This window comes from Bradyrhizobium canariense, from assembly GCF_019402665.1.
GTDB lineage: Bacteria > Pseudomonadota > Alphaproteobacteria > Rhizobiales > Xanthobacteraceae > Bradyrhizobium > Bradyrhizobium canariense.
Window position 1 is genome coordinate 160,072 of record NZ_VSST01000015.1, and the last position, 23,106, is coordinate 183,177.

6 protein-coding genes are annotated in these 23,106 nt (G+C 65.2%); 3 read left to right on the forward strand and 3 right to left on the reverse strand.

Annotation, left to right across the window (positions count from 1 at the left end):
- Positions 1-97 precede the first annotated feature (97 nt).
- Positions 98-1,009: a LysR family transcriptional regulator gene (locus FXB41_RS07575; RefSeq protein ID WP_219681010.1), complete on the forward strand. Its 912-nt coding sequence runs from the start codon at positions 98-100 to the stop codon at positions 1,007-1,009.
- Between the two features lie 37 nt (positions 1,010-1,046).
- On the opposite strand, the gene FXB41_RS07580 is transcribed toward FXB41_RS07575, so the two are convergent.
- The 3 genes from FXB41_RS07580 to FXB41_RS07590 are packed head-to-tail and all read right to left on the reverse strand — an operon-like array spanning position 1,047 to position 5,098.
- A complete protein-coding gene (locus FXB41_RS07580; RefSeq protein WP_219681012.1) occupies positions 1,047-1,361 on the reverse strand; it encodes a hypothetical protein in 315 nt (104 codons plus the stop codon).
- Positions 1,362-1,376: 15 nt separating this feature from the next.
- Positions 1,377-4,070 (reverse strand): hybrid sensor histidine kinase/response regulator, encoded by a 2,694-nt coding sequence (locus FXB41_RS07585; protein ID WP_219681015.1) that lies wholly within the window; start codon positions 4,068-4,070, stop codon positions 1,377-1,379.
- Entirely contained in the window at positions 4,067-5,098 is a 1,032-nt protein-coding gene (locus FXB41_RS07590) for an ABC transporter substrate-binding protein (protein ID WP_219681017.1), read from the reverse strand. The genes FXB41_RS07585 and FXB41_RS07590 overlap by 4 nt, the downstream gene beginning before the upstream one ends.
- Before the next feature lie 293 nt (positions 5,099-5,391).
- Between FXB41_RS07590 and FXB41_RS07595 the strand changes: the two genes are divergently transcribed.
- Complete coding sequence (locus FXB41_RS07595; RefSeq protein ID WP_219681019.1) at positions 5,392-6,162, forward strand: hypothetical protein; 771 nt, start codon at positions 5,392-5,394, stop codon at positions 6,160-6,162.
- Between the two features lie 69 nt (positions 6,163-6,231).
- Positions 6,232-23,100, forward strand: a complete 16,869-nt coding sequence (locus FXB41_RS07600) for a leukotoxin LktA family filamentous adhesin (protein WP_219681020.1) — start codon at positions 6,232-6,234, stop codon at positions 23,098-23,100.
- The last annotated feature ends 6 nt before the right edge of the window (positions 23,101-23,106 follow it).

Sequence of the window (23,106 nt, forward strand, 5' to 3'; positions counted from 1 at the left end):
CTCTGACCGGAAATATCGTTCCGCTTTGGATTGGAGACAATCCATGCAAATATGACGTCTATGTCTACGATTTGGAAACAATCGCCGGCGCCGGCCCGTGGATAAGGTCGCCAGCCTCCGGGCCTTCGTAAAGGTGGTCGAAAGCGGCAGTTTTGCCGAGGCGGGCCGGCAGTTACGGCTGTCGCGCTCGGCGATCAGCAAATACATCGCCGACCTCGAAGAAAGCCTCGGCGTGCAGCTCCTGAACCGGACCACGCGCCATGCGAGCCCGACCGAGAACGGCCAGCGCTATTTCGAGCGCGCGGTTGTGATTCTCTCGGAGATCGAGGCGGCCGACCAGGCCGTGACGCAAGCCCAGTCGGCGCCGCGCGGCCTGTTACGCGTCAACGCGCCGATGTCGTTCGGCACCCTGCGGCTCGGGCCGGTGCTTGCCGATTTCATGGCGCGGTATCCGGAGCTGCAGCTCCAGCTCGTGCTCAGCGACGATCTGCTCGATCCCGTCCAGGACGGTTTTGACGTGACCTTGCGCATCGCGGAATTGGAATCGTCGAGCTTGATCGCGCGAAAAATCATGCCGGTGGCGCGCATGATCTGCGCTTCACCCGATTATCTCGCACGTCACGGCACACCGAAACATCCGCAGGATCTGCGCGCGCACGCCTCGCTGACCTACGGCTTCCTGTTGACGGGCAATCAGTGGAAGCTCACCGGCATCGACGGCGATCACTGGATCCAGCCGGCCTGGTCGCTCTGCGTCAACAATGCCGAAGTGCTGCGCGATGTCGCGGTCAAGGGCAGGGGGCTCGCGCTGCTCCCGGAGTTCATCGCCGCGGATGCTTTGCGAAAGGGCGAACTGCGAACGGTGCTGGACGAGTATTCCGCGCCGCCGCTCGCGCTCTATGCGGTCTATCCGCCGACCCGGCATCTGTCGGTGAAGGTGCGGCTGTTCATCGATTTCCTGGTGGAGCGGTTTGGCCGGGAGGACGAGGCGGGTGTGCGAACCCGCTGACGGGGCGCAGGGCTATGAGCGCGCGATCAGATTTTCCCTAGTTTTCGATCTCGAACCGAACCGAGACATCCTCGCCAACGCGCGCAAGCCTACGCGCTCGTGTCCTCGCAATCGCAGATGAAAAGTCGTGGACCATCTCCTTGACGTCGGGCACCAGGTTGGCCGTGTTCACGACTTTGATCACATAGGGAGGTTTGAGGGCGTTCATCCCGCCTCCAAAAATCGAGTCTAGAAAAGCTCCCACAATGTCGCCATGCCATTCGGGCGCCCCTATCGCAATCTTAAGCGCCAGTCGAAAGTCCTGAACAGTTTTCCAGCTGCTGCCGTCGAGTTTTATTTCGTGCATCGTCATTACCGGGGGGATCGTCTAGTTGACCGTACGATCTTCGGCAGGCCAGAGCAATTCATCCAGCGTACTCATCGAAGCATTTCGAATCGCGGCGAGCTCGCGTGCGGCGCTCTGGGATTCGGGCGAGGACATCGAGGCTGCTGCTTGCTCGACCTCGCTGCAGCGCTCGAACAGGCGGACCAGGCCGAGCGCGCCGGCGGCGCTGCCGAGCTGGTGCGTGGACCGCGCGAGCTGCTTGCGATCGCCGGCTGCGGCGGCTTCGATAATGTCCGTGATCAACTTCTCGCTGGTCTCCCGCAACAAATGATGGAGTTTTGCGATCTGTGCCGCGCCCAGCAGCTCCTTCTGGTCGGCGAGGAAATGCCGGTCGATCAATGCGCCTGCGGCGAGTTGCGCCGCGGCTGGCTGGTTCTGGGCATCGTCCTCGATCGCCTCGCGCAGCGCATTGATCAGGATCGGTTTGCTGACGATTCTGGCAATGCCTGCGTCTGCAAGCCGCTCGCGGGCGCGGCGCGACATGTCGGCGGTTACCGCGATGATGCGCGGCATGGTCGGCAGACCGAGCTTTCGGATTCGCGATGCCGCCTCGACGCCGTCCATGTCGGGCATGTGCAGATCCATCAGGATGATATCGAACGCGTGATCGCGGGCGAGTGCGATGGCCGACGCGCCGTTCGTGGCAATGGTGGCGTGGTGGCCGAGCCTCTTCAACATCGCTTCGCCGACCTCGCAATTGACGGGGTCGTCGTCGACCAGCAGCACGCGGAGCTGCCGCGATGGCGGCTGGTCCGCGCCTTGCGCGATGCCGCTCGCGGCGAGGCCAAGCGGGACCTCAAGCATGAACGAGCTGCCCGCACCCGGCGTGCTCGCTACCGTCAACTCGCCGCGCATCAGGCGGGTGAGGCGCCGCGCGATCGCCAGTCCGAGCCCGGTGCCGCCGAACCGCCGCGCGATGCTGTCGTCGGCCTGGACGAAATCCTCGAAAATCCGCTCGTGCATGTCGGGCGCGATGCCAATGCCGGTATCGCGAACGGTGATGCGCAGCAGGACATGATCGTCATGTCCGTCGGCCGTTGCGCTCAAGCCGATGCCGCCGCGCGGGGTGAACTTGATCGCGTTGCCGATCAGATTGAGCAGAATGCGATTGAGCCGCACCGGATCGCCATGCACGGAGGTATTGACCATCGCATCGCAGGCGAGATCGAAGGTCAGGCCCTTGCCGAAGGCCTGCGGACGCATCAGATCGGCGGCCGTTTCGATGAGCTGGTCGAGGCGGAAATCGCGGGTCTCCAGAGTCTCGGCGCTGGCCTCCAAGCGCGCATATTCGAGGATGCCGTCGACCAGCGCGATCAGCGTTTCGCCCGACGCGGCCGCGGTCGTGAGGTGGCGCCGCTGCGCTTCGCCGAGGCTGCCGTCGTCGAGCGTTTGCAGCACGCCCATGACGCCGTTCAGCGGCGTGCGCAGCTCGTGGCTGACGACCGCGAGAAAGCGCGATTTGGTCTCGTTGGCCGCGACCGCCGCGCTGCGCGCGCGCTCGGCGGCATCGTGCTCGGCAAGGGCCTGGTCGCGGGTCTTTTCCAGTTCGGAGGTGCGCTCGATCACCTTGCGCTCGAGCGTCGCATAGGATTCGCGCAAGTGAGCGGCCATCCGGTTGAACTGATCGCCCAGCGCCTCCAGCTCGTCACCAGTCTTGATCGCGAGCCGCAGGCCGAGGTCGCCACTGCCGATCCGCCGCGCGCCTTGCGTCAGGATCTGGATCGGCACGGTCATGCGCCGGCTTAGAAACAGAGAGACCAGCACCGCACATGCCAGCAGGATGACCAGGAGAAAAGTCGAGCGTCCGATCGACGCATAGATCGGCGCGTAGGCTTCGGTGAGCGGCAGCTCGACGAACACCAGCCAGCCCAGCGAGGGGACCGTCGCGTAGGTCGACAGCACGCGTTGACCGGACGGATCTTCCTTGACCAGGCCGCCGGCGGGCGGCCCGACGCCATCGAGCGCGGCGCGCACGTCGGCATGGCCGGAGAGATCGCTGCGACGCAATGCCGGCCACAAATCGGGATGCGCGATCAACAACCCCATCCGATCGACGACATAGGCCTTGCCGGTGTTGCCGACTCTGATCCCGGCGACGAGGTCCCAGATGAAGCGAAGATTGACCTCGGCGACAATCACATCCGGCGTGAGGCCCGTTCCGCGCGTGGCGAGCGTCATGAACGGCTCGGTGTCGCCGAGGAAGTAGACCGGCCCGTAATAGGCGCGGCTTTCATTGGCGCCGCGGAAGGCCTGCGAAGCGGAGAGGTCGGCCTTGCTGCCGATCCTGTCCGCGACACGGCGCGACACGCGCACCTGCTCGCGGCCTTGGGCGTCGAGCTCGGCGATTTCCGCGATCGCAGGCGAGAGGCGCAGGAGGCGGATGGCGTTAAGGCGCTGGTCCTCGTTCGTGGACAACTCGGGGGGCAGGCGCGAGAGCCACCTGATCTGGTTTTCGATCTGGCCGATGAACTGGCCGATCTGGATGGCGGCGCTTGCTGCCTGCTCGCGCTGGGTCGCCGCCAGGAGCTGCTTCTGCTCGCGATAGGAGAACCAGACGTCGAAGCCGGTGTTGATGGCGAGCGCGGCAAAAGCGAGTGCGACGATCGAGTAGAGATATTTGCGGAACAGCCGGCCGGGAGGTGGCCGCAGATCTCCCTGGTCGATCGTCTCGTTCACTCGCGGATCTCGTCGGCGCGCGCGAGCAGCGTGAATGGGATCGTCAAATCCAGCGTGCGGGCGACCGTGCGGTTGATCAGGAGCTCGTATTTCCGCGGCGACTGCACCGGCAGATCGCCGGCCTTGGTGCCGCGCAGGATGAGATCGACATAGTCAGCCGAGCGCACTTCGAGCGTCGGCCCGTAGCTCATCAGCCCGCCCGCATCCATGAAATAGTAGAACGGGTAAATCGTGGGCACGCGATATTTGGCCGCCGCGGCCACCGCAGCCTGCCGGTGGACCACCAGGAAGCTGTCGACCAGCGCAATCATCGCCGCCTTGGGCGCTTCGGAAAAGGGCCTGACGGCTTCGTCGATCTCCGATGGCTCGCTGACGGGGGCGGGGACCACGGACACGCCGGACAGTGCTGCCTCTTGCTCGATGGAATCGAGGAAGAAGCGGCCGCCGCGAGGCGTGGTCGCCGGGTTGTACAGGATACCGACGCGCGCAAGATCCGGCACGGCCTCCCGGATGAGCTGAAGCCATTTGCCGCCCATCTCGGCGCTGCTGTTGGTGAATCCGGTCACGTTGCCGCCGGGATGGGCGAGGCTTTCGACGAAGCCGTTGCCGACGGGATCGTTGGCGGTCGCGAACACGATCGGGATGGTTTTGGTGGCCGCCAGGACTGCTGCGGTTTCGACGGTTGAGCCGGTCAGGATCACATCCGGCTTGAGCGCCAGCAATTCCTGGACCGCGGTTTTCAGTCTATCCGGCGCACCGAAGGTCGAACGGAGCTCGAGGCGGAAATTGACGCCTTCGACCCAGCCTCGCTGCCTCAAGCCCACGATGAGGCCGCCCAGGCGGGAGGTCGGGCTGTCGATCATGCTCCTTCTGGTCAGTTCGTCGTCGAGCGGCAATGCCGTCAGCGATGCCACGACCCGCACGCGATCAGATGCTGCGCCGAGCGCCAGCCACCCCGCGGCGGTTGTGCCCGCAAGGCGAATGAACCCGCGGCGATCGACCGCGAGAGCGGAAGGCCGTTCGGTCATGACATTCTTTGCATGGTGGCTTGCCCCAACCCGATGCTTAGCGCGAACGGCCGGCATCCACAATTGATGAAAAAATGCGTTTGTGACTGCTCGTTCGCAGCGTTTGGCGGCCCGATACCGTATTCCTACGCCGCCAAAGAGTCGCCGTTTCGAGCCTCGTCTCCTCCGTGACACCTTGTAACGCACCGCGGCGTTGCAACATTTCCGTCTCGGTCGTGATGACGGTTCGGGGAAGCCGATTTCGTAGCTGCCGATTTTTGAAGCGTTGTTTCATACTTTTTCGAAGGTTTTCGATGCGCAAAATCTATCTCGTTCCGGCCCTCGTCGGCCTGCTCACCACCGTTGCAGCGGGACCCCTTGCGGCCCAGGGCGCCGTACCGAAGCAAAAAGCTGCGCCGGCACCGAAAGCCGCCGGTGCAGCTCCCGCAGCAGCCGGTACGCCGGTCGCCGCCGGCGCGACGTCGGCAGCCGCGGCCGAGACAGCGGCCCCGGACGACAAGTCCAAGGCGACCGATTCCAAGGCGATCGACGGCTTCCGCTCCGCCAAGTTCGGGATGAACGAGGCCGACGTGCGCGCGGCGATAGCCAAGGACTTCGGCGCAAAGCCCGACGCCGTCAGGGCGCAGGACAATGCATCCGAGCTGACGCACAGTCTGCTCTATTCGGCGCCCGAACTGCTGCCGAACGGCGGCACCGCCGAGCTTTCCTACGTGTTCGGCTACAAGTCCAAATCTCTGATCCAGGTCGGCGCGGTCTGGTCGAAAGGCACCGACGCGGCGATCACGCCGGAGAAGCTGTTCTCCAACGCCAACATCCTGCGCGCCCATTTCCTCAGCGAGGGCTTCAAGCCCGACTCCATCGCGGTCAACATGCCCGTCAACGGCGGCATCGTGATGTTCCGCGGCAGTGACGCCAAGGATCGCTCGGTCATCCTGCTTCTCCAGGGCACGTTCGAGAACAAGGACAACAACCAGCGAGTGCTGACGCCGACCAGCCTGCTGCTGTTCTACGTGGCCGACGCCAAGAGCCCCGACATCTTCAAGCTGCCGCCCGGCCAGTTCTGATGCCGCGCTGCCACGACATTCTCCCACCCGGTTGTGGATCGGCCCCAGTGCCGATGAAGAGGATCTGAAATGCGCCGACCATCTGCAAGGCGAGAGAATGACGAGCTGACGCTGCGGGGGCTTGCGCGCTTCCGTTCGATGTCACTGCTCTGCGCGATGCAGATGGTCTTCCTGCCGGTGTTCAGCGTCCGCCTGCAGGCGCAGCCGGCGAACGTGATCACGCCGGACGGCCGCACCGGGACCAGCCTTCAGACGTCCGGCAGCGTCACCAACGTCACGACGTCGACCGTCTCCGGCACCAGTGCCTTCAACTCGTTCTCGCAGTTCAGCGTCGGGAAGGGCAACACCGTCAATCTGCAACTGCCGACCGGTACGCAAAATCTCGTCAACATCGTTCGCGACGCTCCGGTCTACGTCAACGGCACGCTGAACTCCTACATGAACGGCGCGATCGGCGGTAACGTCTATTTCGCCGATCCCAAGGGCTTCGTGGTCGGCCGCAGCGGCACGGTCAATGTCGGCAGCCTCAACGTCTCGACGCCGACGCGCGAGTTCACCGACAGTCTGATCGGCGTGCAGGGGCAGATCAACGGTTCGGCCGTCGCCAATCTGATGGCGGGGTCGTTCCCGGTCTCGCCGGACGGCAACATCCGGATCTACGGCCGGGTCAATGCCATCGACGGCGTGCGCCTGACCGGGCAGAACGTCCTTGTCGGTGGTGCCAGCCAGCGCGACATTGCCAATCTCGATCACGCCGCGAAGTTCGCAGCCTCGGTCAATTCCAAGGGGCTGCGCAGCGCCGCCGCGATTTCCGTGCGCAATGGCTCCATTCACATCGGCGCCGTCAACAACGCCAGCGTGAACGGACGGCTGACCGCGCGCAGCAAGACCACGACGCCGAGCAACATCACCGTCGTGGCCGGCAACCAAGCCGAACTCGGCAAGAATGCGCGGTTGAGCACGGCGAGCAGGACTGCGGATGCCGGCGGCGTCCTTGTCAAGGCCGGCAACGACGTGACCGTGAAGAGCGGCGCGAAGATCAATGCCAGCTCGAAAACCGGCAATGCGGGCCTGGTCGAGCTGAGCGGAAACGGCGTCATCGACGTCGGCAGCGGCGTTACCATCAACCTTGCCGCACCGAACGGCCGGGCCGGCACGCTGCTGATCGACCCGACCGATGTGGTGATCGGCGACGCCAGCCAGGGCGACGTCGGCGTAACCCTCGGGAACACGTCCGTCGCCAACGCCATCGCGGCGCTCAGCGCTGGTGGCACCTATCTGGTTCAGGCCGACAATTCGGTCACGCTGGCCGCGCATGCGGTGATCGATGCCCGCAACCTCGACGCCACCAAGACTCATTCCGTCGGCAACGCCATCAACGTCGAAATCAACGCGCCGACCATCAGCATCGTCAACGGAGCGCAGATCCTCGCCCAGGCGATCAATACTGGTGGAACGACCTACACCAGCGGCAGTGTCACGCTTGCAGCCACGGCGAGCCAGACCCTGATGTCTGGCCACGCCCATGCGACCACGGGCGTCACCGTTGACGGCACGATCACCGGCGGCGCGATCTCGATTAGCGCGAGCTCCACGGCGGTGGCGAGCTTCACGAGCTCACTCGCTTCGACGTTCGCGCTTGTCGGCGAATCGGTCCCCGGCATGATCCTGGGCCTCAACGGAGGCTATGTCGCGGCGAGCGCAACCGCGACCGTGAACATCAACGGCCATGCCAATATCTCCGGCAGCGGCAACGTCTCGATCAGCGCGTACGGGTCGGAGAGGGCCGAGGATCCCGTTATCGCCTCGTCGCTCCTCGGCGTATCGCCGGTCGGCGCTGCGGTCGTGGTCGGGAACATCGCCGGCAACGTCACCACCAACGTAGCAAGCAATGCGACGATCAGCGCAGGTGGTAGCCTCGGCATCAAGGCCACCAACGATGCCACGATGAACGTCACGGCCGTATCGCTGACCTCGAGCGCGGTTCTCGTGGCGACGGTGGCCTATTCGACGGCGTCGGTGACGACCACGGCAAACGTCGCGACCGGCGCCCACCTGAGCGTCGGCACCGCGAGCGGATCGACCGGTGGATTCGCGCTGCGCGCGCTGAATAACAACAGCTTCTCGACGTCCGCGACCTCCGTGGGGCTGGATAATCCGGCCCTGAACGGCGGCGTCGGCGGTGCCGTCGCGATCAGCAACGTCAACACCTCGGCGACCGCGACCCTCGGGTCGTCGCTGGGGTCCAGCACTTCGAACCGGATGAACGGCGCGGTGACGGTCGAGGCGACCTCGAACACGACGTCGAATTCGACGATGTCCTCGACCATCACAGGTACGCCGGCTTTGATCGCCGGACTCCAGGGTGCCCTGGTCGTGGGCACGATGAATCCCAACTTGTTCTCCCAGCAGTTCAGCACGCTTTTCACCGCGGATCTGAACCTGAAGGCGGCGGCGGCCTTGACGATCGCGCGCAGCACGGAGAGCGCGACGGCGGCGATTGCGCAAAACCCCAGCGGCGGCGCGCCGTCGATCTATACGTCGGGCAACGTCGCCGTCATCAGCAACGTGATCGACGTGGGCGTGCGCAGCATTGCGACGGCCTCGGCGATCAGCTCGAGCCCGGTCGATGGTCAGTCGACGGCCGTTGCCGCAGCGGTCGCGTGGGGCGATTTCACGCACAATTCGAACGCCTATATCGGCGACGCGACCCTGATCAATGCGCCGGAGATCGGCGTCTCGGCAAACACCTATATGCCGATCACCAACACCTGGTTGCAATGGGCCTCGCTGACGGATGTGCTGAGGCATCTCAACGGCAATCTCGGCGTCGGCGGCAGCATCTTGACCAGCTACGCCAACTCGACCGCGGACGCCGGCGACACCGTCGGCATCGCAGGGTCGTTGAACAATTTCATGGTTCACAACAACACCACGGCCTGGGTCGCGACCGGTGCCAGCCTGACGTCGACCTGCACGGTTGCGAGTTGCGGCAGCGGCGCGTGGACGGCTGCGCTGGACAGCGGGGCGACGCAGGCCTTCGACGCGACGCTCGCCATCGCGGCGACGGCCTATTCGGCCTCGATCGACGCTGCGGGCAACGTCGGCACGCTCGGCTTCCTTCCCGGCAACACCTCGGGTGGCTCATCGCTGGGCGGCGCGCTCAATCTGGTCCAGTTCTGGAATAACACGGTCGCCGGCGTGGCGTCCGGCGCTTCGCTCGGCGCGACCGACAACGTCTCCATCACGGCATCGACCACCGACCAGTTCTTCGGCGTTGCGCCGACATCCGGCAAGGCGGCCGGCGCCCTGGCGCTGAACGGCATCACGTCCATCGCGCTCGTGAACAACACGACGCATGCCTCGATAGGCATCGGCGCGACGGTGTCGGCTCCGACGGTGAATGTGCTCGCCCAGCAGGATCTGTCGATGCTGTCGGTTGCCGGCGCGGTGTCAGCCGGCGGCAACTCCGCCGTCGGCCTCGCCGTCGCCTATCTCGGCGCGACCACCGACACCGCCGCCTATGTCGGTGACAATCACAGCGACATCCGCCCGGGCCCGTTCAGTTCGGACGATCCGTTCTCGGGAACTGGCAGCGGTAACGGGTCGGTCACGGCCGACCATCTGGCGATTTCCGCGACGACGGCGGGCCGGATCACCGCGGCGTCGATTGCGGCTGCGATCTCGGAACCTTCGGTTTCGGACTTCGGCACCAAGGCCGGTGCCGTCGGCGCAGCCGCGACCGGCGGAGCGGGCGGGATTTCAACCGCGCTGGCCAAGGTTGGCTCGTCGTCGGGCGCCTCCAGCAGCGGCTTCACGATCGATCTTGCCGGCAGCTCCTCCATCAGCGATGTGAGCCTTGGCACGACCGCCTCGATCACCGGCGTCACGATCAACCGCTACTCGCCGAGCCCAACGGCCACCTTGTTGGTCCAGGCGCTCAACGACACCATTCTCAACAACGGCTCGGGCGGCGCCGCCGCCAATCTGGGAGGCAGCGCCGGCTCGACGAGCGTGGCCGTCGACGGCACCATCGCCGCGGCGATCTCGAACAATGTGACCAAAGCGTTCATCTCCAACTCCACGGTCAACAACCAGCAGTCCGTGACCGTGCAGGCATTGAACGGCGGATCGGAAACCGTCGTGGCGATCGGCCTTGCCGCGTCAACGCGGTCCAACGCCGCCTCGATCGCGCTGTCCGTCGGCATCATCACCGACAGTGCGCAGGCCTATATCGAAAATTCGACGATCGCCGGCGGGAGCACAGGCGTCCAGCGGGCTCTCGAGGTCGATGCCTATCAGACCAGCAACATCGCGGTCGGCGGCGGTTCGCTCTATATTTCCGGCGGACAGGGCGGCTTCGGCCTCGCCATGACGTATGCTTCGATCGGCGATCCCTCCGGCGGCAACGCGACTGACGCGCACATCAAGTCCACGTCGATCAGCAATTACGACTCGCTTCTGGTGCTCGCCGACAATGCCAGCATCATCGCGGCCGGTGCCGCGTCGGCCGGGGCAGGGTCGAACGGCCTGTCGGGTTCCATCGTCGTCGACGAAATCACGTCCACGACCACGGCCTATATCAGCAGCAACTCGACGGTGAACATCAACGTCGGGCGCGTGACGGTGCTGGCGGACAGCGGCGCTGTGTCGGACCTCGATACGGCGCTCGGGAATCTCGTCAAGAAGTCGAACAACAATCATCTCGCGTCGGACACGTGCACGGCCGCCGCCGGCAACGGCACGGCGAATTGCATAGATTTTGGCGCGGCGGCGCTCAACGACGGCACGGCGAACGGTCCGGGCGCCAGCATCATCTCCGTTGCGGGCATTATCCAGGCCGGCAAGAACAATGTCGGCGCCTCCATGGTGTACGATACCATCGCGACGACGCATTCGGCCTATATCGCCAACGTCCGGATGTCGACGATCGGCAGCGTCAGTGTGAATGCGGTCGACACCACGAAGATCCAGTCGGTCACGATTGGCTTCGGTCTGGCGACCGGCCAGTTTGCCGGCGTCGGCGGCATGACAATCAGCTCGATCGCCAATAATGTTTCGGCGGCAATCGGCAACAACCAGTCCGACACGACGCAATCGACCGTGACGGCCTCCGACATCTCCGTCACCGCGACCGACAATTCCAGCATCACCGGCGCCGCTGCCGTCGCTGGCGCCTCGACGCAAGGCAGCGCAGCGGGCCTGGCCCTCGTCTACAGCAGCATCGCCAACAATGTCAGTGCCGGCGTCACCGGCTCCAAGCTGACCGCCTCCGGCAATGTCGTCGTCAACGCGAACTCGAATGCCGATATCTCGACGGTTGCCGTCGGTATTGCGATTTCCTCGCAGATCGGCCTTGCCGGTTCGGTCGCCACCAATCTGATGGGAACCAACGTCACCGCCAGCATCACCGGCGGGGCCGACGTCGCAGCGAATAACAACGTTGCCGTGATTGCCGGTAATAATGACAAAGCGGGCGTTTTCGCCGGCGCCGTGTCCATCAGCAAGGGCGCGGCAGGCGGCGCGGGCTCGATGGTCACGAACAAGATCACCGGCACCACCGCGGCCTATATCAGCGGGACGACAACCAAAGTGGATGCGCGCGGAACCAGCACGAGCGACGTGCTTTCCGTCAACAGCGGCACGCTCGCGCACGCGATCGATCTCGGCGGCTTCAGCGCGCCCACCGACACCACGCCCGATCTGAGCGAGACCCAGGAGAGTGTGCGCGGCCTCGCCGTCGTCGCCAGCTCGCACCAGGCCGTCGTCACCAACGTCGCCACCCTGTCCGCGGGCTCGGGCATCTCCATCATGATCAATCCGATCACCAATGTGATGAGCGGATCCACCAGGGCCTATATCGACGGCGCGGCGATCGACACTCGGCTGGCAAGTTCGACGCTGGACCCGCAGATCGATGTGGCCGCCAGCAGCTTCTCCTATTCGGGCGCGTTCGGCGCCGGCGTGGTGCCGCCAACCGGGAGCGGGGGCGGCGGTGCGACCATTCTCAGCACGACGATGTCGCGCGACACCGAGGCCTATATCACCAATGCGACCGTTGGTGGCGTGCAGTCGGCGAGCGCAACGGTGGGCGCCGTCACCGTGAAGGCCAATGCCGAGCAGGACGCATCATCGATCGCGGTCGGTTTCGGCACCGGCTCGGTCGGGCTGAACGTCTTCGTCGCAACCACCGAGGCCTATGTCGACGGCGGCTCCCTCACGGCGTCGTCGCTCACGGTCAACGCCTACGACGCCACAGGTATCGCGTCGGCGAACGGCTCGGGCGCCTATGGCAGCCAGGCCGCGATCGGGGCGGCGTTCCTGGTTCAGGTCTCGGCGAACCGGACCGAAGCCTATGTCGGCGACGAGTTCCACTATCAGGGCAACGGCGCGGCACACACGACTGCGGTCAATCTGAGCGGCGCGCTCGACGTCGAGGCAACGACGAAGAACCGCTTCCAGGCCTATTCGATTGGCGGGGCACTCTCGACCGGCACGGCGGCAATCGCCGGCATGGCCAACATCGAGATTGCCAACAACGCCACCATCGCCGGCGTCTACGACACCACGCTGCAGTCCCCCACTGGCGGTTCGGCTGGCGCGGTCACGATCAACGCCACCGAGGACGTGGCGATCAAGGAGATCGCCGGCGCGCTTTCGATTGCCGCCAGCGGGTCCGGCGTCGGCGTGGGCGCGGCGGCGAATGTGATCGTCTTCAAGAGCCAGACCATTGCGGAAAGCCGCAACAGCGACCTCAATTCGTCCGGCGCGATCAACGTCGGCGCGCTCAGCACCAAGGAAGTCCTGTCCTACGCGGTCACCGCCGGCATCGGCGGCAGCGTCGGCATCGGGGCCACCGTCGGGGTCATCATCATCGGCACCAACACCGCCGATCCGGATACGCAGGGCGAGCAGACCGGCCAGCTCAATCAGGGCAACAACGGCACCCTCGCATCAGTGAACGCGGGCACCAATTCCTCGCATGGCAGCGACGCGGTCGCGGGCGGCACCTCGGGCAATCCGAGCAACGCCAACGCAACCTCGACCTACGACGTCAGCACCGTCCTGACCGGCGGCAATGACGGCGTCACCGCCCAGATCGCGGGCGGCAATGTGACCGGCACGCAGGTCAACGTCGCCGCCACCAGCGCCAACGCGACCAAGATGTTCCTGCTCGGCGCGGGCTTTGCCAAGAACGTCGGCATCGGCGCCGGCATCGGTTACACCAGCGTCGACAGCAGCGTCCTCGCCAATCTGAGCGCGATCGTCTCCGCGCCGTCCGTCACGGTTGCGGCGCGGGTCAAGGACGCCGATACCGGACCTTATTCGGGCAAGACCGTCGACAGCGAGGCGATCGCCGGCGGTGCAGCGCTCTATTTCGGCGCGGATGCGGCCGTGGCGGTCGGCAACGTCGCCAATACCGTCACGGCCCAACTCGGCGGCTCCGTGACCGGAACGGGCGGCACCGGCGCCACTGGCGTCGCCGTGATGGCGATGGACAGCTCGACTCAGAGCGTGACCGCGGGCGGCGGCACCGGCGGCCTTGCAGCCATCGGGGTGTCGATCGCGACCACGGGACGGTCCAGTTCAGTCGCGGCAAAGGTGCTGTCGAACGCGACGGTGAACAGCTCGACCCTTGCGGTTGGCGCCGCCGAGGCCGGCGCAATGTCCGCTTCCGCGACTGCGGTCGCCGGCGGTATCGTCGCCGGTGACGGCGCAGTTGCGACAGCGAAGGAAAATTCGACGGTCCTGGCAGAGATCGGTTCCAGCTCATCGATCACCACGTCGGCGACGGGCGCCGGCACGCTGGTGTCGGCATCGATCACGCCCAAGCTTTCGAGCAAGGCGATCGGTGTCGCGGTCGGCGGCGGCGCCATCGGCGTGTCCGTCGCGGAATCGATGGTGACGGCCACCGTCACGGCCGATGTCGGCGACAACACCACCTTCTCGGGCGGTGCGCTCGGTGTGACCGCCATGGCGCTGGTGCCGACCGGCGGCACGACGACTTACGCCTGGTCGCTCGCGGGCGGCGGCGGCTCGTTGATCGGTGCCCAGGGCAGCTATGCCAGGGCGTCCGAGAACGCGACGGTGAGTGCGTATGGCGGCATCGGGATCCATCTTCCCAATGCCGACGTGGTCATTGCCGCAGAGAACGACAGCAGCCAGTACGCCGAGTCGACTGGCCTCTCGACCGGGTTCCTCGCCATTGGCGCGACCGTCGCACAGGTCTCCTCGAGCGCCCACACCTACGCCTATCTCGGGGCCGGCGCGATCACCGCCGCGTCCAACACGGGCGTTCTCCAGATCACCGCCACGGGCACGGATACCAACGTCGCCAGCGCGCTCGTCGGTGCGGGCGGCACCTATGCCGGCGCAGCAGCGGTTGCGACGACGGCCACCACCGCGGTCACCGACGCCATGCTCTATGGCGAGGCGACGGACAACACGCTTTATTTCGGCGGCCTCAACATCAAGGCCAAACATACGACGAATTATGCCGGCAGCGGTGATGCCTATCAGGCCTCTACGGCGGGCGCCTCCGGTGGCAGCGCGCAGAACGATGTCACGTCGGCGACCACCGCTGAAATCGGCACGCATCTGATCGTCAACTCGGCCGGCGGCGATATGGTTGTGATCGCCAACGACGTGGTCAACCAGGCTGGTGGCGGGGCGCGGTCTGGTTCCGGCGGCGTGTTTGCCGGCGCGGCGGCGCTCAGCAAGTCCAGGGTCACGCAGACCGTCACGACCAACATCGACGCCGGTACGATCCTGAGCCTTAATGCCGATCCGAGAACGACGACGGGCGCAATCAACATCGAGGCCTACAACACGCTGAGCACGGCCGACACGGTCAATTTGAGCGCCGCGGGCCTGTTCGCCGGCGGCGGCGCCGAATCCGACATGACGGCAAATGCCACGCTCACGGTCAACATTCAGGCCAGAGAGCTGTTCAGCGCCGGCAACATCTATATCGGCTCGGCGTCGCGGATGGCGGCAAACAATTACGCCAACGCCAGCCTCTATGGTGCGGTCGGCGGAGTCGGTGCCAGCACGAACGCATGGGTGCATGCAACGCAGAACGTCAGTGTCGGCAGCAGCTCGACAGTGGAGGCCTGGGGCAAGATCAACATCGCCGCAGGCCTGGCCGGCGACGGCAGCGTCTACAGCAGCGTGGCCGCGAACGCGACGACGGTGGTCTACAACAACACGGTCGTTGCCATCTCGGGCCTCTATCGCGGCACCGCCAACGCCGACGACGACACCAGCCTGACGCTTGCCATCGGCTCGAAGGTGCTCGGCGCCAACGACATCTCGCTCACCGCGACGCCGGGCCAGGTCACGGCCTCCGGCCTCGGCAGCAACTACAATCCCTACCTGGAGATCTTCAGCGCCAAGAACAGCGACAACCACAGCAACGACAACAGCGGCGGGACCGGCAATGTCGCGCTCAACGGCCTCGTGGTGGCCGGCATCCACAATGACGAGACGATCACGATCGCGCTTGGCGCGAGCACGCCGACCCTGTCTACGACGAGCCCCTACGATCCGCTCGCGCTCGAATACGTCTCCGACGTCGATCATTTCAATCGGGTGATGAGCTGGAACCACCAGACGATCCAGTACACCATCGTGGGCGGCTTCAATCCTTACCAGACGATCGTCGCTCAACTCGCATCTCTGAGTGGCCTGACGTCGACGCAGGTCCAGACGGCGCTTTCCGCCACGCAGCGCTCGATCACGTTTGGCGGCACCGATCCGACCGGCGAGATCCAGCGCCAGATCAATACCCTGATCCAGCAGGCGCCGTTCGCTGCCAATGCATCCGGCAACGCCTTCGCGTTCGGCGATATAATGGTGTCGGCCGGCAACGTTTCGATCCTGGCGCAGAGGCTGTCCGGGGCAGGTGGCGCAGGTCTTGCCGCACCATCGGTGATCGCGCGCTCTTCGCCCATGATCAAGATTGAAAACCAGGGCCTCGATTTCGTCGCGCTGTCGAACCTCACGATCACCAACGTGACGGGGGGGCTGGTCACGCACCCGCAGGTCGACCCGGGGTCGTCGTCGAACGTGACTTTCACGTCGAACAACAGCGCGACGCCGATCATCGACATCTCGGCGGTCTATAACCGCAAGGATCCCAACACGGGTCTCGGTGTCGACCAGAACGGCAACACCCTGACGCGCACGCCCGACATCTACTTCGACGGCGTCGTCACCAACGAGAACGGCCTGCTCAAGATCACCAACAATCTCGGCAACGTCGTCGCATCGCAGACGTTCGATGCTGCGACAATCCAGATGGTGGTGCCGAACGGCTCCTTCACCTTCAATGGCGGCGTCGGCAGCATCTTCAGCTCCAACCACGACGTGGCCTCGCAATGGGCCAATACCGAGTACAAGCCGGCTGACAACGACACGCTGACGGCGGTGATGGCGGCGGCGACCTATCTCGGTGCCTATGGTGCCTACGACAGCGGCGTGCATATCGCTTCCGGCGGCAATCACCCGTATTCCTATTATTGCTGCGCCTCCGGCAGCGCGGGCGTCGCCGGTACGGCGAGCAACAGCACCGTCTTTACGGCGCGGCTGCTGGATCTCTATTACGACGGCCTTTCGCTCTATTCGGCGATCTTCCTGCCGATGGGTTCGGGTGCGCCGGGCAACGGCAACGAACATGCCGGCAGCACTCCCGACGCGTCAACGCTCGCGACGATCGAGGGGCCGACCAGGCAGACCATCAGCACCGCCCCATGGGAGGCAAGCACCTATGATGGCCAGGGCGTCTATAGCGGCTCCAGCCCGTTCAACTGCTCGCATTGCTCCGCCTACTTCCAGGTCATCAACATCCAGCCCGATGTGATCACGCCGAAGACGGCGAACACGGCGACCAACCCGCCGGCGAATGCGCCCTTCATCATCGGCAAGGCGATCATCCTGTCGGCATCGGTTCTCAACATCAACGGCACCATCCAAAGCGGCTCGAGCAGCAACTATTCGGTCAATATCGGCACCGGCGCGCTGAACGCCATCAACGCTCTGAAGGCCGACAGTTCGGCCTTTGCCCAGGCCCAGAGCAACGCGCAGCACGGCAGCTATGTGGATTTGACGCAGTATCTGTCGAAGGTAAGTGGCAGCGACGTCCAGGTCGGCGCGAGGTACAATGCCGCCACCGACCAGATCCTCCTGAATGGCGTGGTGCAGGGGTCCGGCGGCTACGTCTACCTGAACGGCAAGATCATCTCGACCTCGACCGACGGCACGCCGCAGGGCAACATCATCGTCAACGGGGGCGCCGGCACGATCACGGTGAACAACACCACCGGCCTTCAACTCGTCACCAACACGATCAATACCGGCGTCAGCGCAGCCAGCGTGATCGAGATCGTCGATCAGCTCAAGGCGCAGACGACGTGGTACGTCTACAATCCTGCCGCCCCGGGCGGCCAGCAGGTGTCGACGTATCGAACCAACAGCGTCAATGCGAGCCAGTACGACGGCTCGATGCTTGCCGCGACAAGCGGTACGGCCGGCCTGCAATACGCGCCGCAAGCCAACATGTACTACCAGTGGGTCGACACCGCGCGGCTGGATCGTTCGACGACGAGCACGCAGTTCGACTATGGCTGGCAATACACCTCGCGGGATCCCAACAGCGGTAGCTCCTTCGTCCGCACCACCAGCCTGGTCTCGGACGTGCAGCAGGTCGCCAACGGCGCCACCACGGGACAATTGCAGAGCACGAATTACCAGGAGGTCGTCACCGCGACCGGTTCGGCTCACGGCGGCGGCGGCAACACCCATTCCGACAGGTGCTGCGGCGCGGATGGACAGTACGATTGGTTCCAGGAGATCTTCGATCACCTGACGCTGACGCTGACCAACACCGTCAAGGCATCGAACCCCATCAACATCCAGTTCAACGGCGGCGGCGCCAGCACGGTCGCGGTCACGTCGAACTCCGGCATCGTCATCAACGGCCCCATCAACAACCTTCAGGGTGCGACCTCGGTCGTGGCCACGGGCGCCAGTTCGGCCATCACGGTCGGCGCGAACGCCAACAACCCGGTGATATCGGGCACCAGTGTGTCGCTGTCGGCGGCGGGCGGCATCGGCAGCATCGGTGCCGGCGGGGCGCCGGTCTCCGTGCAGGTCTATGGCGGCAGCCTCACCGCCAATTCGATCGACCACGATATTGCGATCGCGGCCGTGGGCTCGCTGTCGATCAACCAGGTCAAGGTGAACTCGACCGTGGCCGGCGACGCGCCGCAGGGCAGCGTCTTCATCTCGGCGACCGGCGACATCAACTCGGCGTCCGCCTACAGCGTCGCCAACCCTGTCGTCGTCGGCAAGAACATCGAGATCAGGTCCACCGGCGGTGCGATTGGCGCGGTGACCGGCGTCAGCAACGGCGCGACCGTCCTCACCAACATCAATCCGCTCGTGATCCAGGCGACCGGCACGACGCTGGTCGACGGCAGCGTCGATGGCGGCATGCTCAACAGCTATTCGACGACCGGAACCTACATCGTGCAGTCCAAGGGCGATCTGCGGCTCGGCACGGTCGAGTCGAAGAGCGGCCCGGTGTTCCTCGAGGCCGCGGCCTCCGATGGGGCGCAAGCCAGGATATTGAACGGCCTGTCGTCCGGCGGCCTCACGGCCGAGCAGAGCGCGCATCTGGCGGATGTCTGGACCAGCCTGGACCTCCTCAGCGGCAACGGCGCGACCGCAGCCGTCAACAGTTACCAGACCATGGTCACGGCGGCCTACAACGACTACTTCCAGCTCAAGAACGTCGCCTTCGCGAACGGCAACACCTATAGCCCGACCTCGGTGGGCCTGACCGTGCTGCGGGCGCAGGTAGCCGCCAAGCTCGGCATCGATCCTTCCGCGGTCTCGACGACGGACATGCAGAATGAGGCCACGACGCGCTTGCTGAAGGACCAGTTCCTGCTCGGCATGATCGACACGGTTCAGGTCAAGGCCTCGCTGACCACATTGCTCGGCACCGCGCCCTCTGACCCTCTGGCGACGCTGTTCGGCAGCACGCTCTCGTCGAACCTGTTCACCAGATTGTTCGACGGCGTGGCAACTGGCCATCAGCTTATGCCGACCAACACGGCCCTGCAGACGGCGCTTGCGACCTACAGCTCGAACTATGCCTATACGCTCGCTCCGACCGAAAAGCTCTACGGGATGATCACAGCGGGCTCGCAATGGACTCAGAGCCAGCTCGCCTACACCGTCTCTTCCTCAGCGGTCGGTGCACCGCCACCGCCGATCAGCGAGGATGTCGCGGCCAACATCAAGGCCAGCCAGGTCATGCTGTACACACCGAATGGTTCGGTCGGCCAGCTCGCGGCGCCTCAGACGTTCACGTTCACGAGTGTCAATGCCTCGTCGCTGACGTCCGCCCAGAAGGGACTGCTCGCCTCGGCCGGTCCCGGACAGCTCGTCGTCAACTCCTCGACCGACCCGACGACCGGCGTCGTGACCTACAACGTCACGCTGTCGCAACAGAGCCTCGTCATTCTGGACAATCCAACCGCGGTCACCGCCAAGGCGCTGTCGGAGGTCTATCTCGGCAGCAAGAACAGCCTCGTGCTCGGCGGCATTGCGGCCGCGAGTTACGGTCCGATCGCTGCCGCGCAGGCCGGCGGCATCCAGGTGACCGGCAGGGGTGACGTCAAGCTCGATGCGGTGGGCAGCATCTCCGCGGGCGTGAGCGGGGTTCCTGTGATCTCCGGCGACATTCCCAACCTCTCCCTGATCGCCGAGCACGGCAACATCGGCAGCGCTGGCGCGGCCGGAGCCGACCCGGCGGCCAACGCGAACGCGATCCAGATCGCCTTCGCGAGCCCGACCAGCGATCATCTTGATCAGGTGTCGTCCGGACTGGGCGTCTATGTGAAGCAGACCACCGGCGACCTGGTCCTCGGCAACGTCTCAGCGACCGGCGCCATCCAGTTGGCCGCGACAGGCAGCATCTATGCCGAGGCTGGAACCAACTTCGCCGATCGCACGGCGGTGCATATCGTCGGCACGGATCTCGATCTGCGCGCCGGCGGCGATATCAGCTTCGACGGCGCGACGTTCCAGCCGCTTCAGGTGCAGCTCTCCGGCGCGCTCACAGGCTCCGCGGTCGGCGACCTCAGCATCCTGGTCGTGGCGCACGATCTCGCGGTGGGTGCGACCGGCACCTACGGCGCGCTGACTGCGGGCGGGACACTGACGCTGAACGTGCCGCACGGCGCGATCAGCATCAATGCCGATGTCACCAGCGTTGGCCTGATGCAGCTGCTCGCAAACGGCGCTGTGACTTTCGCCGATGGCACCAGCGCGGCGCCGGTGGTGGCCAGCAGCTCCTCGGGCGGGGTGACGCTGGCTTCCGCCTCACTGTCGATGGGCGCCTATTCGGCCATCAACGCGGCCGGCGTGATCTCAGTGATCACCACGGGCAACGCGACCATCGGCCAGCTCAACTCGTCGCTGTCCTATGCGGCGGCCTCGAACGCGCCGTCGATCGTCGTTACCGCCGGCGGCGTCGCTTCGCCCGGAGCGATCATCGACAACGGCGACGGTCAAACGAAGATCGTGGCGTCCGGCTCAGGGGCAGAAGTCTCGCTAGACGCATCGAACGGCATCGGCAGTGCGGCGGCCCGCCTCATCCTCAGCGCGGCTCGGCTTTCGGCGAGCACGAGCGCCGGTGGCATCTACCTGAAGGCTCTCACCGACACCGAGGCAAGCCTGTTGTCCGCAGTGAAGGGTGGCGTGGATCTGGTTGGTTCAGGCGGCTTGACGCTCGACCAAGTACTGGCGGGCACGGCCACGGGTGCGAGCGGCAGCTTCAGCGCCGTCGCGAACAATGGCAGCATTGTCATCGGCACGGCCGACAGCAGCGGCTCGCAAACGGTCCACGCCAGCCAGAACGTGACGTTCAAGTCGCTGGTTACGACCGGCTACAGCGGTGATGTCGGTAACATCAACGTCACGGCCGACAACGGCTTCATCCTGGCGCAGACGGTGATGTCGGGCGGCGTGACGACGCTCGGCTCGGTTTCGGCCCATGGCGGGGCGACACTGGTTGCAGCCTCGACCATCACCGGCAACACGCTCGCCGCCAGCACCGGAGCGGGCCTGTTGAGCGCCGGCGGGCCGATCAACTGGAACGTCCTCAACGTCGGCACGACGCTCAACGCGACCGCGGGCCAAGGCAGCATAGGCTTCAAGATCGCGCAGAGCGGCGGCACACAGACCATCCACGCCCACGACAACGTCAGCTTCGACGCGCTCACGTCCACCGGCTACAGCGGCGATGCCGGCAGCATCAACGTCAATGCAGACAACGGCTTCATCCTGGCGCAGACGGTGATGTCGGGCGGCGTGACGACGCTCGGCTCGGTCTCCGCCCATGGCGGGGCGACGCTGGTCGCAACCTCGACCATCACCGGCAACACGCTCGCCGCCACCACCGGAGCGGGCCTGCTGACCGCCGGCGGCGCGATCAACTGGAACGTTCTCAACGTCGGCACGACGCTCGACGCGACCGCGGGCCAGGGCAGCATCGACTTCAAGACCGCGCAGAGCGGCGGCACACAGACCATCCGCGCCCACGACAACGTCAGCTTCAACGCGCTCACGTCCACCGGTATCAACGGCGATGCCGGCAGCATCAACGTCAATGCGGACAACGGCTTCATCCTGGCGCAGACGGTGATGTCGGGCGGTGTGACGACGCTCGGCTCGGTCTCCGCCAACGGCTCGGCCAGGCTGATCGCGGCGGGCACCAACACCGGTCATAACCTCACGGCCACGACCGGCAGCGCTGTCTTGAGCGGCACTGTCGTTCATTGGGATAATCTCACGGCCGGCGGCACGCTCGACGTCACCGCGACTGTCGGGGGGATCACTCTCGGCACCGCGATCAGCGGCGGCACACAGACCCTGCATGCCGTCAACGACATCGTCTTCAACCAGCTCACCACGGCGGGTATCCCGGATGATGCCGGCGATATCGACCTGCGCTCCGATGCCGGTTCGATCCGGGGCGGATCGATCTTCGCCAACGGCGACACGCACTTCGCTTCAGCGGGCTCGGTCTCGCTCGACCGGATCAGGGGCAACACGGTCAAGCTGTCCTCGCCGGGTGACCTGACGATCGGCTTCGTCAGCGTGGTGAGGGAGCTCGACCTCGCGGCGGATACGATCAAGGTCAATGGCGAGCAGATCCGCTCGACGCCGCAGGTCCCGCTGATCATGAACGTGACCGGCTACAACGGCGGCACCGCGACCTCGGCCAACGTCTCGATCGATCCGGACGGCATCATCATCAACCAGTTCAGGGTGGTGGATGCGAACTTCTGGACCGACGCCCCCGCCGTGGCGATCCTGAACGGCTATGTCCCGGGTCAGCTCATGCTGACGACGGCAACCCAGCAGGTGCTGCTCAACAACCGTACGCCGGCGCCGTCCAACTGGCCGTCGCTCCAGCTCTACCAGCCGGGTGGCGTGTTCACGATGAGCCAGGTTGGGAACGCCAATGTCAGCAACACCTATGTGGTGTTCTACACCGGCGGCGTCTCCGCGACCGTCACCAATTACGGGCCGACCCACACCTGCTGCAACGACTTCACCGGCGCCAGCATGATCCGCAACATCTCCGTCGACGGCGAGGGCAACGAGAACATCGAGACCTGGCTCGCGAAGAAGGACGGGGGGACGTTCTACCTGTTCGGTCTCTCCGGCAAGGCGCGGCTCGATGCGCTGCTGACGCCGCGACCGGTCGAAACCATCGGGGCCGGACCCGCCGTCAACATCGAGGGATTGAGCGACATGCGCAAGCTGCGCCGGCAGGGTCAGCGCGTGGGACGCACCGGCTGGAAGGACGCGGCGATCGGAGCGGCGAAGCCGGTCATTGGCCGTCTCGCACAGGCATGGTAACGGGAC

Coding starts and splice junctions, on each gene's coding strand:
- FXB41_RS07580 (WP_219681012.1), bottom strand. CDS start 1,361: ATGACGATGCACGAAATAAAACTCGACGGCAGCAGCTGGAAAACTGTT.
- FXB41_RS07590 (WP_219681017.1), bottom strand. CDS start 5,098: ATGACCGAACGGCCTTCCGCTCTCGCGGTCGATCGCCGCGGGTTCATT.
- FXB41_RS07595 (WP_219681019.1), top strand. CDS start 5,392: ATGCGCAAAATCTATCTCGTTCCGGCCCTCGTCGGCCTGCTCACCACC.
- FXB41_RS07600 (WP_219681020.1), top strand. CDS start 6,232: ATGCGCCGACCATCTGCAAGGCGAGAGAATGACGAGCTGACGCTGCGG.